The organism is Streptomyces sp. NPDC005485 (genome assembly GCF_040606085.1).
Taxonomy (GTDB): Bacteria; Actinomycetota; Actinomycetes; order Streptomycetales; family Streptomycetaceae; genus Streptomyces.
In genome coordinates this window covers 181,219-195,382 of the sequence record NZ_JBEXDZ010000001.1, presented here as the reverse complement: position 1 = coordinate 195,382, position 14,164 = coordinate 181,219, and the positions used below count along the sequence as shown (strand labels likewise).

At 70.1% G+C, this 14,164-nt stretch carries 13 protein-coding genes; 8 read left to right on the top strand and 5 right to left on the bottom strand.

The features are described 5' to 3' along the window. Nucleotides 1-41 precede the first annotated feature (41 nt). From ABZS97_RS00890 to ABZS97_RS00870, 5 genes are all read left to right on the top strand, one after another. Nucleotides 42-818: a hypothetical protein gene (locus ABZS97_RS00890; protein WP_356131803.1), complete on the top strand. Its 777-nt coding sequence runs from the start codon at nt 42-44 to the stop codon at nt 816-818. Nucleotides 819-910: 92 nt separating this feature from the next. Beyond that, entirely contained in the window at nt 911-1,321 is a 411-nt protein-coding gene (locus ABZS97_RS00885) for a VOC family protein (protein WP_356131800.1), read from the top strand. A 150-nt stretch (nt 1,322-1,471) separates the two neighbouring features. After that, a complete protein-coding gene (locus ABZS97_RS00880; protein ID WP_356131797.1) occupies nt 1,472-1,879 on the top strand; it encodes a hypothetical protein in 408 nt (135 codons plus the stop codon). Nucleotides 1,880-1,932: 53 nt separating this feature from the next. Continuing rightward, the gene (locus ABZS97_RS00875) at nt 1,933-2,478 is read left to right on the top strand and encodes a DCC1-like thiol-disulfide oxidoreductase family protein (RefSeq protein ID WP_356131794.1); all 546 of its coding nucleotides are present in this window, start codon (nt 1,933-1,935) and stop codon (nt 2,476-2,478) included. A gap of 108 nt (nt 2,479-2,586) precedes the next feature. After that, the gene (locus tag ABZS97_RS00870) at nt 2,587-3,333 is read left to right on the top strand and encodes a TetR family transcriptional regulator (RefSeq protein WP_356131984.1); all 747 of its coding nucleotides are present in this window, start codon (nt 2,587-2,589) and stop codon (nt 3,331-3,333) included. A 64-nt stretch (nt 3,334-3,397) separates the two neighbouring features. Here the strand turns inward: ABZS97_RS00870 and ABZS97_RS00865 are convergent, their stop codons facing one another. Beyond that, a complete protein-coding gene (locus tag ABZS97_RS00865; RefSeq protein WP_356131981.1) occupies nt 3,398-5,812 on the bottom strand; it encodes an MMPL family transporter in 2,415 nt (804 codons plus the stop codon). A gap of 168 nt (nt 5,813-5,980) precedes the next feature. Here ABZS97_RS00865 and ABZS97_RS00860 point away from each other — a divergent pair, with 168 nt between their 5' ends. The 3 genes from ABZS97_RS00860 to ABZS97_RS00850 all read left to right on the top strand — a co-directional run bounded on the left by ABZS97_RS00860 (nt 5,981) and on the right by ABZS97_RS00850 (nt 10,304). Then, entirely contained in the window at nt 5,981-6,664 is a 684-nt protein-coding gene (locus tag ABZS97_RS00860) for a response regulator transcription factor (RefSeq protein ID WP_356131791.1), read from the top strand. After that, on the top strand, nt 6,661-8,109 hold the full coding sequence (locus ABZS97_RS00855; RefSeq protein WP_356131788.1) for a HAMP domain-containing sensor histidine kinase: 1,449 nt from the start codon (nt 6,661-6,663) through the stop codon (nt 8,107-8,109). Before ABZS97_RS00860 ends, ABZS97_RS00855 begins: the two co-directional genes overlap by 4 nt. A 122-nt stretch (nt 8,110-8,231) precedes the next feature. Beyond that, nucleotides 8,232-10,304 carry a sulfatase-like hydrolase/transferase gene (locus ABZS97_RS00850; protein WP_356131785.1) on the top strand — a complete coding sequence of 691 codons (2,073 nt, stop codon included), beginning with the start codon at nt 8,232-8,234 and terminating at the stop codon, nt 10,302-10,304. 33 nt (nt 10,305-10,337) lie between these two features. Here the strand turns inward: ABZS97_RS00850 and ABZS97_RS00845 are convergent, their stop codons facing one another. The 4 genes from ABZS97_RS00845 to ABZS97_RS00830 form a co-directional block, all read right to left on the bottom strand. Continuing rightward, nucleotides 10,338-10,742, bottom strand: coding sequence for an ATP-binding protein (locus ABZS97_RS00845; protein ID WP_356131782.1), 405 nt, complete (start codon nt 10,740-10,742; stop codon nt 10,338-10,340). A gap of 103 nt (nt 10,743-10,845) precedes the next feature. Then, the gene (locus tag ABZS97_RS00840; protein ID WP_356131779.1) at nt 10,846-12,402 is read right to left on the bottom strand and encodes an ABC transporter substrate-binding protein; all 1,557 of its coding nucleotides are present in this window, start codon (nt 12,400-12,402) and stop codon (nt 10,846-10,848) included. Between the two features lie 199 nt (nt 12,403-12,601). Beyond that, a complete protein-coding gene (locus tag ABZS97_RS00835) occupies nt 12,602-13,909 on the bottom strand; it encodes a metallophosphoesterase (RefSeq protein WP_356131776.1) in 1,308 nt (435 codons plus the stop codon). 10 nt (nt 13,910-13,919) lie between these two features. Beyond that, nucleotides 13,920-14,162, bottom strand: a complete 243-nt coding sequence (locus ABZS97_RS00830) for a hypothetical protein (RefSeq protein WP_356131773.1) — start codon at nt 14,160-14,162, stop codon at nt 13,920-13,922. Nucleotides 14,163-14,164: the final 2 nt, after the last annotated feature.

Genomic DNA, 14,164 nt, shown 5'->3' with positions numbered 1-14,164 from the left:
GACCCCTGTGACCGGTGGGACCCCTGTCACAGACTGGCCGTATGGCACCCCTGAGGAAAGTCACCGCCGCGCTGGCGGCCACCGCGGCCCTGCTGCTCGCGGCAACCACCACCGCCTCGGCGACGGCGCCCGCTCCGCACGGCACGCGCGTGCGGGAGAACTTCGACCGGCTGCCCCTCGGCCCGGTCACCGCGGGCAGGGGCTGGACCACGGACGCGTCCGACGGCACGCTGACCGTCGAGCCGAGCACCACGGGGTACGGCCGCGAACTCCGTATCCGCACCGAGGGCAACGGCCGCGCCTTCCTGGTGCTGTCCGACCTCGCCCCGCATGGCAACAGCCTGTGGGCCCGGCTGCGGCTGCGGGTGGCCGCGTTCCCGACGGCTCCCGACTGGGCGCACTGGACCGTCGCGGAAGCGTCCGGCGCCGACTCGCCCACGCTGGTACGACCGCTGGGCGGCCAGTACGCCCCCACCGAGAACGCCAACTTCTGGGGCGTCGGCTCCGACCTCGGCCCCACCGGCGACTGGACCGCCTGGAAGACCTCCGCCCCGGCCACCGCCTCTGAGTGGCAGTGCGTCGAATTCCACCTGGACGCCACGGACAACCAGGTCACCGTCTACCTCGACGGTGTCGAGCAGCCCGACCTGACCGCCTCCACCCACCACCACGGCGGTACCTCGGACGACTTCACCTTCCCCACCTTCGACAAGCTCAAGCTGGGCTGGCAGCTCTACCAGGCCGACCCGGCCCCGTCGTCGTACGACGTCCGCCTGGACGACATCGCCGTGAGCACCCGCCGGGTGGGCGGCTGCTGAATTCCCCGGAACGGGATACCGCCTCGCCTCAACGAGTGACCCCACCAGCCAGCCCCCGCCCGCAACAGCGGTGCCGTACCTAATCTGATGGCATGTCAGATGATGAGTCGTACGAGCTGCTCGGTTTCGACAACGTGCTGATGCCGGTGGGGGATCTCGGGGAGGCGGTGGCGTTCTACGAGCGGGTCGGGTTTCCGGTGGCGTTTCGGCTCGACGAGGCCGGGATCGTCCTGCTGAAGGTGGGCAAGGAGACGCCGGGGGTGCTGCTGCGGCTGGAGGAGGAGCTCAGCAGGCGGCAGCCCGTGTGGGCCTCGCCGCGGATGTGGCTGGAGGTGCGGGACGCGCGGGCGAAGGCCCAGGCGCTCACCGCGGCCGGCCTGGACCTCCTCGCCGAGCCCTTCTCGTGCGCCACCGGGTGGACCGTCGAGATCGCCGACCCCTGGGGGAACAGCATCGGCTTCACCGACTACAGCAAGCGGCCCGAACTGGCCCGGGCCTCATAGGGCCCACCTCACACCAGCCCCACCCTCCCCCGGCTTGAACGTGTTCAAAAGCAGGTCTACAGTCTTGCCCAGAAGCTTTTGAACGCGTTCAAGAGAGCGCGCAAGGGCACCGAAACGGCCCCGTCACGGGGCTTTTTGAAGGGTGGGGGCATGGATCTCACGGTCGTGTCGTACGTCGTGTATCTCGTGGTCAGCGTCGGGCTGACGGTCTGGGTGGCGCGCACGCTGAGCCAGAACGGGCGGGTGTTCCTCGCCGACGTCCTGCACGGGAACGAGAAACTGGCCGAGGCCGTCAACCACCTGCTGGTGGTGGGGTTCTATCTCGTGAACCTCGGGTTCGTCGCGCTGTACCTGAGCGGCGACGACAACATCGGCAGCACGCGCGAGATCTTCGAGGCCCTGTCGACCAAGCTCGGCGTGGTGCTGCTGGTGCTCGGCGTGATGCACCTGGGGAACGTGTACGTGCTCAACAGGATCCGGCGGCGCGGGATGATGGAGCGGGAGCAGCTGCCGCCCGTCGCGCCGCAGGACTGGATCGCCCCCGCGGCCGGGGCCTGACCCCGATGGCCGCCACCAGGCCCACGGGGCCCGCAGCCGGGGCCACGGGGGCGATGGGGACCACCGTCCGGGCCACGGGACGCACCGCCGACCGGGACGCCGCGCGCGTCCCGGTCCGCGGGCTCACCGTCCTCTACGACCCGCAGTGCTCGCTCTGCGCCCACGTCCGCGACTGGCTCGGCAAGCAGCGCCAGCTCGTACCGCTGGAGCTGGTCGCGGCGGGCTCCGAGGAGGCGCGGCGGCGTTTCCCCTCGCTCGACCACCGCGCCACGCTGGAGGACATCACCGTCGTCGGGGACGCCGGCCAGGTCTACCGGGGCTCCGCCGCCTGGGTCGTCACCCTGTGGGCGCTGCGCGAGCACCGGCCGCTCGCCCACCGGCTGAGCACCCCGGCGGGCGCCAGGCTCGCCAAGGGCGCCGCACTGGCGGCCGCGAAGTGGCGCGGGGCGCAGTGGCAGGGCAAGCAGGGCGGGACGCCGTGGCAGGGGCAGCCGGGCGGCGGCGCGTACCAGTGGGGCGACGGGTGGACGTACGACCCGGGCCGCGGGTGGACGTTCGCGGCTCCGGGGTGTGCCGACGGCACCTGCGGCACTCGTTAGGCTCCTTGCGTGCCCGCGAAGAACGACAGCCCAGAGCCCGCCACGAGCCTCAGCCCCGCCGGTGAGGGCGACGGCGGTGCGCCCAGCAAGTCCGAGCAGACCCGCGCGCTGATCCTGGAGACGGCGATGCGACTGTTCCAGGAACGGGGGTACGACAAGACGACGATGCGGGCCATCGCCCAGGAGGCCGGTGTCTCCGTGGGCAACGCGTACTACTACTTCGCCGGCAAGGAGCACCTGATCCAGGGCTTCTACGACCGGCTGGCCGCCGAGCACCGGGTGGCCGTGCGCGAGGTCCTGGAACGCGAGACGGATCTGGAGACGCGGATCTCCGGGGTTCTGAAGACCTGGCTGGACATCGCCACGCCGTACCACGAGTTCGCGGTGCAGTTCTTCAAGAACGCCGCCGACCCGGACAGCCCGCTCAGCCCCTTCTCCGCCGAGTCGGAGCACGCGCGCGAGGAGGCCATCAGCGTCCACCGGGAGGTGCTGGCCGGGTCCAAGGCGAAGGTTCCGCCCGAACTGCGGGACATTCTCCCGGAGTTGATGTGGCTCTCCCAGATGGGCCTCGTCCTGTACTGGGTCTTCGACCGTACGGAGGGCCGCGAGCGCAGCTACCGGCTCGCCGAACGCGGTGCGCGCCTGACCACGCGGGGCGTCGGCCTGGCCCGCTTCCGGGTCCTGCGTCCCCTCGTCCTCGAAGTCCACGACCTGTTCACGGACTTCCTGCCCGGCATGACGAACGCCCTGCCGGACCCGGCCAGGAAGAAGCCCGACGCGAAGCAGAACCAGGACGCCAAGAAGAAGCCCGAAGGGAAAAAGGGGCGCCCGTTCGGCGCGGGCACCCCTCAGTAGGTCCTGCCAGTAGGTCCTGCAAGCAGGTTCCGTCAGCAGGTCCGTCAGTAGATCCCGTACGCGGTCAGTTCACCGCGTCGACCTCCCCCTCCGCCAGCTCCACGTCGTGCACCAGCGGCTGCCCGCCCACGGTCAGCTGGCGGGCGCGGGAGCCGTACGAGGCCGCCGACACCGACAGGAGGTACGTCCCCGGGGCCGGGACCGAGAGGATGTACGAGCCGTCGGCGAGGGACGCGACCCTGTCCAGTTGACGGCCGCCCTTCGACAGGAGGGTGACCGCGGCGTCCTCTACGGGGGTGCCGTCGGCGTCGCGGACGAAGCCGTGCACCACGGTCGGGCCGCCGTCGCCGTCGGCCGGAGCCGGCTCCGCGACGGTGTCCTCCTTCGGCTCCACCGCGAGGTGCGGCAGCCGCTTGTCCAGCCAGACCGGCAGCCACCAGTTGGAGTTCCCCAGCAGGTGCATCGCGGCCGGCACCAGCGCCGTACGCAGGATGAAAGCGTCCAGCGCCACGGCCGCCGCGAGGCCGACGCCCGCCATCGCCGCGCCCGAGTCGCCGCTGAGCACGAAGGCGAGGAAGACGCAGACCATGATCAGGGCGGCGGAGTTGATGACGCGACTGGTCTCGGCGAGGCCCACCCTGACCGCACGCGCGTTGTCCTTCGTGTGGACCCATTCCTCGTGCATGCGGCTGACCAGGAACACCTGGTAGTCCATGGAGAGGCCGAAGAGCAGCGAGAGCATGATGACCGGCAGGAAGGCCTGGATCGGGCCCTCCTTGCCGAGGCCGAGCAGGTCAAGGCCCCAGCCCCACTGGAAGACCGCGACGAGTACGCCGAAGGACGCGGCGGCCGCGATCAGGTTCATCAGGGCGGCCGTCAGGGGCACCACGACGGAGCGGAAGGCGACCATCAGGAGCAGGAAGCCGAGGCCGATGATGGTCGCGATGAAGTACGGCAGCCGGTCCCCGGTCACGGACGCGAAGTCCTTGAAGATCGCGGTCACACCGCCGACATGCGCCTCGGCCCCCGCGGCCGGGATCACCTCGTCGCGCAGGGTGTCGATGAGCTGGTCGGTCTTCTCGGACTGCGGTGAGGTGGTCGGGACGACCTGGATCACCGACACGCCGTGCGTGGGCGGCAGCGCGGCGACCCGGGCGACCCCGTCGGCCGCCTGGATGCCCTTCACCAGAGCGGTCGTGTCACCGCCCTCCGTGACGACCTGAAGCGGTCCGTTGAAGCCGGGGCCGAAGCCCTCGGCGAGCAGGTCGTACGCCTTGCGGGTCGTCGACGACGCGTCATTGTTGCCCTGGTCGCTGGCGCCCAGCCGCAGCGACAGCACGGGCAGGGCGAGGACGGCCATGACCACGAGGGCGAGGGCGGCGATCCGGATCGGGCGCTTCTGCACCGTTCCCGACCAGCGGGCGGCGAGACCGCTCGTGCGCTCCGGCTCGGGCCCGTCGGCGGCCAGCTTGCGGCGCTGCTTGCGGCTGAGCACCCGGGGGCCGAGGAAGCCGAGCAGCGCCGGCAGCAGGGTGACCGAAGCGATCACGCTGAGGACGACGGTGAGCGAGGTGCCGATGACCACGCCGTCCAGGAAGCGCAGGTTCGTCACCAGCATCCCGGCGAGGGCGATGCACACGGTGCCGCCCGCGAACAGCACGGCCCGGCCCGAGGTGTTGAGGGCGGTGGCTGCCGAATCCTCCGGCTCCATGCCCCGCAGGATGCCCTTGCGGTGCCGGGTGACGATGAACAGCGCGTAGTCGATGCCTACGCCGAGTCCGATCAACGAGGCGAGCAGCGGTGCCACTTCGGGCACGTCCGTCACATGGCTGAGCAGCTGTGTGGAGAACAGTCCGGTGCCGACACCGAAGATGGCGATGCCGATCGGCAGCAGCATCGCGAAGAGCGAGCCGAAGGCGAGGAACAGCACGACGGCCGCCGCCGCGAGACCGACCACCTCGGCGATCCCGGTGGGCGGTTCCTCGACCCGCTGGACCGCCTGACCGCCCAACTCGACCTGCAGTGAGCCGTTCCCGGCCTTCTGAGCGGTGTCGACGACGTCCTGGATCAGTTCCTTCGGTACGCCGTTGGCCTGCTCGGTGAAGGTGATCTCGGCGTACGCGATCCGCCCGTTCCCGCTGATCTGCGCCGCGCCCCGGTCACCCGCGTACGGGCTGGTGACTCCCCCGACGCCCTTCATCCTGCCTATCTCGTCGAGCGCGGGCTCGATCCGGGACCGTACCGCCTGGTCGCGAACCGTTCCCCCGTCGACCTTCCACACCACCGTGTCGGTGTCGCCGGAGCTCTCCGGGAACGCCTTCTGCATCAGGTCGAACGCACTCTTGGAGTCCGTGTTCGGCAGGGAGAAGACGTTCGCGTAGGACGTGCCCGCGGTCGATGCCGCGAATCCCAGTCCCAACAGTGCCCCCACCCACAGCAACAGGACCACCAGCCGGTGCCGATAGCACCACCGCGCCAATGTCGCCACGCTCAACGCTCCTTCGATTGTCGCTCGGTCGGTCCCCCAGGTCCTGGGCACCAGCATTGGCGCCGACGCGCACGCGACAACACGGCTCGCCCATGACTCTCAAGGAACTCCAAGGCGCGAACGGCCCCACGGATCAGCGCGCTTGCCGATACTGGGGGTATGACGGCTCCAGGAACCGTGCTGGTCGTCGAGGACGAGCCGAGCATCGCCGACGTCCTCGCCATCGCCCTGCGCTACCACCGCTTCGAGGTGATGATCGCGGGCACCGTCCGCGAGGCGCTCACCCTCGCCGAGCGCACCCGGCCCGACGCGGCGCTTCTCGACGTGATGCTGCCGGACGGCGACGGCCGGGCGCTGGGCACCGAACTACGGCTACGACAGCCCGACCTGGCGATCGTCTTCCTCACCGCCCGCGACGCGCCCGCCGAGATAGTCGGCGCCCTGGGCTTCGGAGACGACTACATCACCAAGCCGTTCAACATCGACGAGGTGATCGCCCGCATCTCCGCCGTACTGCGCCGCACCCGCCCCGCCGACGTCCTCCCGCAGCGCCCGCCGCTGCGCTACGGCGACCTGGAACTGGACGAGACGACGTACTGCGCGCACCGCGGCGACCGCACGGTGGAGCTCACCCCCACCGAGTACGCCTTGCTGCGCTTCCTCGTCCGCAACGGCGGGCGGATCGTGCCCAAGGAGCAACTGCTGCGTCATGTATGGCAGTACGAGCACTCGGCTGAGTCCACGGTCGTGGAGACGTACATCAGCTATCTGCGGCGCAAGCTCGACACCCTGGGGCCGCCGGTGATCCAGACCCGGCGGGGCGTCGGATACGGGCTCGCGTGAACATCCGGCACCGCCACCGCCACGGGATCCACTCCCTGCGCGGCGGACTGACCCTCGCGAACGTGGCGCTGCTCGCCCTCGGCATCATCGTCGCGACCGGCGTCAGCCTGATGGGCATGCGGCACTACCTGCTCGACCAGGTCGACGCCCAGCTGACAAAGACCCGGGACTCACTGGGGAGTTCCGGGCTCACCATGCGGGACATCAACTCGCTGAGCGCGCTGGCGTTCGTCCGCGACCGGCTCGTGTCGCCGACGGACGAGCGGCCCAAACCGGACTCGATCTTCGTGGGCGTCGACACCCGCGGGAAGGCCGTCACCGTCGCCGGCTTCGCGCCGACCGGCACCCAGCTCGCGCTGGCCGACGCGGTCGACGACCCCCGCGCCCTCGCCCACGACAGCGAACCGCACGACGTCACCGTGCACGACGCCGCCTACCGGGTGACCGCGACCCGGCTCGCCGACGGCATGTACGTCCTGTTCGCCACCTCCACCGACGGGCTGCACAAGGGCATAGCCAAGGCGCTCAGGCTCGACTTGGCTGTTGGCACCCTGCTCATTTCGCTGCTCGCCTGTGTGACGCTGTTCAGCGTGCGCCGCCGGATGCGGCCGCTGGAGGACATGGTGGAGACGTCGTCGGCGATCGCCGAGGGCGACCTGACGCGCCGGGTGCCCTCCAGCCACCACCCGACCCAGGAGGTCGAGCAGCTGCGCCTCGCCCTCAACTCGATGCTCCACCAGGTCGAGTCGGCATACCGCACGCGCGAGCGCAGCGCGGCCCAGCTGCGCCGTTTCGTCGGGGACGCCTCGCACGAACTGCGCACCCCGCTCTCCGCGATCCGCGGCTACCTCCAGTTGTACGACAAGGGGATGCTGCGCGATCCGGCCGAGCGCAAGCGGGCCTGGGACCGCATGAACGGCGAGGTCGACCGCATGGGCCGGCTCGTCGACGAACTCCTCACCCTGGCCCGCCTGGACCAACAGCCGGAACTCCGCTTCCGCAACGTCGACCTGAGCCGCCTGGTCCGCGACGCCGCCGAGGACCTGCGGGCCCAGCAGCCCGGCCGCCCGGTGAGCGTCGGCGCCGACGGCACCCTGCTGGTGCACGCCGACGAGTCGGGACTGCGCCAGGTCCTCGGCAACCTCGTGGGCAACGTGCGCACGCACACGCCCGCCGAGGTCCCGGTCACCTTCGGTCTGGAGCGCGTGGACGGTGTCGTACGCCTGAGTGTCGCGGACGAGGGGCCGGGGCTCGCCGAGGAGGACGCGGCGCGCATTTTCGACCGGTTCTTCCGGGCGGGCGGCGGCGCCGGCAGCGGTCTCGGCATGGCCATCGTGCAGGGCGTGGTGGCGGCGCACGGGGGCGAGGTCGCGGTGGTGACGGCGCCCGGCGCGGGGCTCGCGGTGACGGTCACACTGCCGGCCGCGACCCATGCGGTGAGCTGACTGAACGGACGGCGCCGATGTGCCGTACAGATAAGGAGAACGGCGACTGAGTACGGCGGCTGAGACCTTCCGCGCCCGGTCCGCCGTGCCACCACCGCGTTTCGCACGGAAGGACCCTGGGGTTGTCGTTCTCCACGCGCTCTGAGCACCAGCCGGACACGGACCCGGCAACCTCCGAAGCCCCGGCGGCGGACACCACCGCCGAGGGCGAGAAAACGGCGGCCATCAGCACGGATACGGATCCGAACACAGATTCGGATACGACCGACGCTGTCGGCACGGCTACGGCAGCGGACACGGACAAGGCCGAGGCCACCACCGAGGCTCCCACCGAAACCGCCGCCGATACCGATACCGCCACAGCCACCGAGACGGCCGACGAAGAGGATGCCGAGAAGGCCGCCGAGGAGTCCGTGGCCGCCGACAAGGCCGACGCCGAAGAAGCCACCGCCGGCCCGGGCGACCCCGGTGGCGACGACGGCGGCGACGGCACGGCCGACAAGCCCCCGACCGACGAGGTCCCCGGTCCCTCCCGCCCCGGCTGGCGCGGCTGGCGTATCCGCTACCCGCTGGCCGCCCGGATCGTGGCGTGGACGACCACGGTGCTGGCCGCGGCGTTCGTCCTCGCGGGCCTCCTCGTGCCGACCAACCTCGATCTCCTCACGCCCCGCGCGTTCGCGCACATCCCGCTGGAGGCCGTCCTCGGCGCGGCCGTACTGCTCGTGCTGCCGAAGTGGCCACGCCTGGTGGCCGCCGCGCTCGGCGGGCTGACGATCGGCGCGCTGGCCATCCTCAACATGCTGGACATGGGCTTCAAGCAGTACCTCGGCCGGGGCTTCAACATCGTCCTGGACTGGCCGCTGTTCGCCGACGCCGAGTCGTTCCTGCAGGACTCGGTCGGCAGGACGGGCGCGATCCTCACGGCGATCGCGGCGGTGGTGGCCGTAGTCCTGGTGCTCGTCCTGATGACGCTGGCAGTGATCCGGCTGAGCAACCTGATGGCGCGCAACACCGCGGTGTCGACCCGCACCACGCTGGTCCTGGGAACGGCGTGGATCACCTGCACGGCCCTGGGTCTGCAGGTCGCAGGCGAGCCCGTCGCGTCGAAGAGCACGGTGTCGGAGGCCAAGGACCGCGTGGAGCGGGTGGACCAGACGCTGAAGGACGAGGCGGTGTTCGCGAAGGAGACCAAGAAGGACAACTTCGCCGCTCTGCCGGGCGACCAGTTGCTCACAGGGCTGCGCGGCAAGGACATGATGTTCACCTTCATCGAGAGCTACGGCCGCAGCGCGATCGAGGACCCGATCATGGCGCCGGGCGTCGACGCGACGCTCACCTCGGCGACCGCGAAGCTGAAGAAGGCGGGCTGGGGCTCGGAGAGCGGCTGGCTCACCTCGGCGACGTACGGCGCGGGCAGCTGGCTCGGCCACTCCACCTTCATGTCGGGCCTGTGGATCTCCAACCAGCAGCGCTACCGCACGGTGATGGCGAGCGACCACATGCCGCTGACCGACGCGTTCCGGCGCACCGGCGCCTGGGAGACGGTCGGCGTCATGCCGGGCGTCCAGAAGGGCTGGCCGGAGGGCAAGTACTACGGCCTCGACCGCATCTACGACTCCCACAAGCTCGGCTACAAGGGCCCGAAGTTCAGCTGGTCGACGATGCCCGACCAGTACACCCTGAAGGCGTTCGAGCGGCTGGAGCACGGCAAGAAGCACGCCAAGCCGCTGATGTCGTTCCTGATCCTGACCTCCAGCCACAACCCCTGGGCGCCCATCCCGAAGACGATCCCGGACTCCCAGGTCGGGGACGGCTCGGTCTACGACGGCATCGAGAAGGCGGCCAAGCGGCCGACGGACGTGTGGAAGCAGACCGACCAGGTGCGTGCCGAGTACGGCAAGTCCATCCAGTACTCGGTGACGAGCCTCATCGACTACGTGATCAAGTACGGCAACAAGAACACGGTCCTCGTCTTCCTCGGTGACCACCAGCCGATCGCCAAGGTCAGCGGCAACCACGCCAGCCGTGATGTGCCGGTCGCGATCGTGGCGCACGACCCGAAGGTGCTGGACAAGATCGCCGACTGGCACTGGACGGACGGTCTGCAGCCGGCGCACGACGCCCCGGTCTGGAAGATGAGCTCGTTCCGCGACCGCTTCCTGACGGCGTACGGCTCGCAGCCGACGGCACCGTAAGAACCGGGCGCAGACACACCGGCACCGGTACGGCTAGACGGCAGTGGCAGGCACGAGCACCCACACCGTCTTGCCGTACCGCCCCCGGCCCCACACCCCCCACGCGGCCGCGATCCCCTCCACCAGGTGGAGGCCGCGGCCGCTCTCCTCCCACTCGGTGGTCACGCGCAGCCGGGGCTCGGCGAGGCTCTCGTCGGACACCTCGATGAAGCAGGAGCCGTCGGCGAGGGCGGTCACCGCGACCTCGAACTCCCGTTCAAGGAGCGGGCCATGGCGTACGACGTTGGTCGCCAGCTCGGAGACGAGCAGGACGACGTCCTCCAGGGTGGGGTCGTCGTTGCTGTGCCCCCAGTCGGCCAGATGGTCCCGGACCCGGCGTCTGGCGAGGCCGACGGACGCCGGATGCCGTGGCAGCCGGAAGGAGTTGCGTCTCAACACGTCTGCTCCTCACCCCGCGCACGCCTCTTACACATTCAGCTGCGTTGGGTGAGGGCGCAATGTCACCGCGGTGCGGAACGGCCCCGCGAAATCACGTCAACTGTCATATCCAGCCCAGCCGCCAGAGACGGAAGACACCGGTGCCGTCCGACAGGTACTGGCCACCGCCGACGTCCTCACTGCTGAGTACATACTCCTTGCCCTGCCACAAGGGAATCAGCGGAACGTCCCTGGCCACGATGTCCTGCATCTGCCGGAAGTCGGCCGTGGTGCGGCTGCGGTCGCTGTACTGCTGACTGTCCAGGATCAGCCGGTCGACGTCCTTGCTGCTGTACCCGTTCTTCATGGAGCCGCCGGTGCCGACGAGCGCGGCGCTGAAGGTGTCCGGGTCGGGGAAGTCGGCGACCCACCCGGCGGCGTACGCGTCGAACCTGCCCTTCGCGTACTGCTCCTGGAACTTGGTCCACTCAAGGCCCTTGGTCGTCACCTTGAACAGCCCGGAGGCCTCCACCTGCCGCTTCAGCTCGGCGGCCTCGGCGGCACCGGACCCGCGCCCGGCGCCGTACCCGTACGTGAAGTGCACCGGCAGCGTCACACCGGCCTCGATCAGCAGTTCGCGGGCCTTCTTGGCATCGGGCTTGGGATAGGCGTCGAAGTACGCGGTCGTGTGCCCCGTGATCCCCGCCGGGATCAGCCCGTAGAGCGGGTCGTCGGTCCCCTTGTACGTCTCGTCGACCAACTGCTCGCGGTTGACCAGCAGCGCGAGGGCCTGCCGTACGCGGCGGTCGTGGAGGGCGGAGTTCGGGCGGACGTTGAGGAAGAGGTTGCGGGTCTCGGCGCTGTCGGAGACGGTGACGCGCTGCGAGGTGTCGCTCGGCGAGAGGCCGGAGAGCAGCGCCGGGGGCAGCTGGCGGGTGGCGACGTCCACCTCCTTCGCCTTCCAGCCCGCGGCGAGCGCCTCGGCGCTGGTGTAGTAGCGCATCTCGATCGGCGTGCCGGCCTGCTTGATGGCGCCGCGGTAGTCCGGGTTCGGCGCGAGGTCGGCCTGCTTGTCCTTCGTATACGACTTGAGCAGGTACGGTCCGCTGCCGTCGGCGTCGGAGCCGGATCGCAGGGCGTCCTTCGCGTAGCGCGTGTGGTCGACGATCGAGCCGGCGCCGGTGGCCACCTTGAACGGGAAGGTCGCGTCCGGCGAGGACAGGTGGAAAGTGACGGTCAGTCCGTCGGCGTCGACCGAGCCGAGGGTGTCGAGCAGGGACTCGGGGCCCTGGTCGTCCTTGATGGCCTTGACCCGGTCGAAGGAGTACTTGACGTCCTCTGCGGTCATCCTGCGCCCGCTCGGGAAGCTCAGGTCGTCCCGCAGGGTGCAGCGGTACGTCTTGAGTCCGCCGTTCACGAAGGCGCAGCTCTTCGCGGCATCCGGCACCGGTGTGGCACCGCCCGACTCGAACGTCAGCAGGGTCTGGAAGACGTTGCTGAACAGGGCCCAGGACCCCGCGTCGTACGCACCGGCCGGATCGAGCGACGTCACCGCGTCGGTCGTGCCCACCACCATGGTCCTGTCGGAGTCCTCCTGATCGGGCAGCAGCTGCCAGCCGCCCACCCCGATGCCCGCCAGCACAAGCAGCATCGCCAGAACCCGCACGCGAACCGAACGCATCGGTTGCCCCTCCCATGCCACGTTCCCGTGGCCCCCAAGCCACTCCCCCTGTGGCACACCTCATGCCACTCCCCAGTGGCGCGGATCACCTAATCACAGGTGTTTCAGCTGGGGGAAGAGGCTTTGGTTGAGATGAGAAAGAACTTACCGAGCCGGATTTCGAACCGATTGCGGCTCTGCAGGATGCGGCTGCGCCCGCTCACGCCCGCAGCGACGCCAGCTCCACCACAGTGATGTCCGACGGCGCCCCCACCCGCACCGGCGGCCCCCAGGCCCCCGCGCCCCGGGACACGTACAACTGCGTGTCGCCGTAGCGCTCCAGTCCAGCAACCGTCGGATTGGCGAGCTCAGCCACAAAGTTGCCCGGCCACAGCTGGCCGCCGTGGGTGTGTCCGGACAGCTGGAGGTCGACTCCGTGTCGTACGGCGTCATGGATCTGTACCGGCTGATGGGCGAGCAGCACGCAAGCCCTCGCCCTGTCCCGATCCCCCAGCGCTGCCCCGAAGTCGGGGCCCTGGCCTTCGCTCTCTCCCTGGAGGTCGTTCACCCCTGCCAGGTCGAAGCCGTCCACCTCCACGCGGGCGTTCTCCAGGGGATGGATCCCCAACTCCCGTACTTCCTCCACCCATTGGGCGGCTCCGGAGAAGTACTCGTGATTCCCCGTCACGAAGAACGAGCCGTGCCGAGCCCGGAGCCCCGCGAGGGGCGCGGCAGCAGGCCCGAGGTCCTTCACGCTCCCGTCGACCAGATCCCCCACCACCGCGATCAGGTCGGGCTGCGTCGAGTTGATCGTGTCGACGACCTTCTGGGCGAAGCCTCGCCCGAGCACCGGCCCCAGGTGGATGTCGCTCACCACGGCGATCCGGAACCCATGAGCAGAACGCGGCAGCTTGGCCAGCGGAACGGTTACCCGCTTGACCCTGGGCCCGCGCAGGACGCCGTACGCCCCGTATCCGACCGTCCCCACCGCACCGGCAGCAACCGCACCACCCACCACGCGCGAGACAAAGAGCCGCCGACTGGGATCCTCTCTGGGGCGCTCGCCCCCACTCACCGGCGGTCGCGTACGGACCGCAGGGGACGGGCCGGAACGTCCGCCCGCAGCGGATGGCGCGTCAACGCCCTCCACCTGAAACGCGACCGATTCCGCGCCGGACCGAGGACGGATGCTCCGGCCCGGCCCCGACCGATCCCCGAGCAGGCGCCGAACGACGGGCCGCACCAGCTCCCCGGCGAGAACCCCCAACAGCAGGTAGATCGCGAGCGCCATCCACAGGAACCCGGGCCAGCCAACCACCTGCTGCACCCAGAACGGCGCCCCACCCCGCTCGGCGACCAACGCCCCGACCATCAGCACGGGCCCGCCGACGATCACCCCGGTACCGACGCGCCGCGCGACCCCCGCCCCCCGCGTCGTGTCCCGCACGAGCCGCCGCCACACATACCAGTGCAGCCCCGCGACCATGCCGAGAACGACCAGCCCCACCAGCACGAAGACGACGACCACGTATCCCCCGTTATGACGTGCGGCGCAGGGCGCGGACTCCGCGCAACCCGATGCCCCCGACGACCGTCCCAAGAACAAAGGAGACGACGGCGAGCGTCAGATGCACCCAGAAGTACGCCGTCGGGTCCCCCGCGTCGTCGAACGCGAGCCCGCTGCCGTCCTTCCACAGGTTCTTGACGAAAGTGATCCAGATGATCCAGCTCCACACCCCGAAGGCGAGCAGGAACCAGGAGACGGGGCGGCTGAGCTTCATAC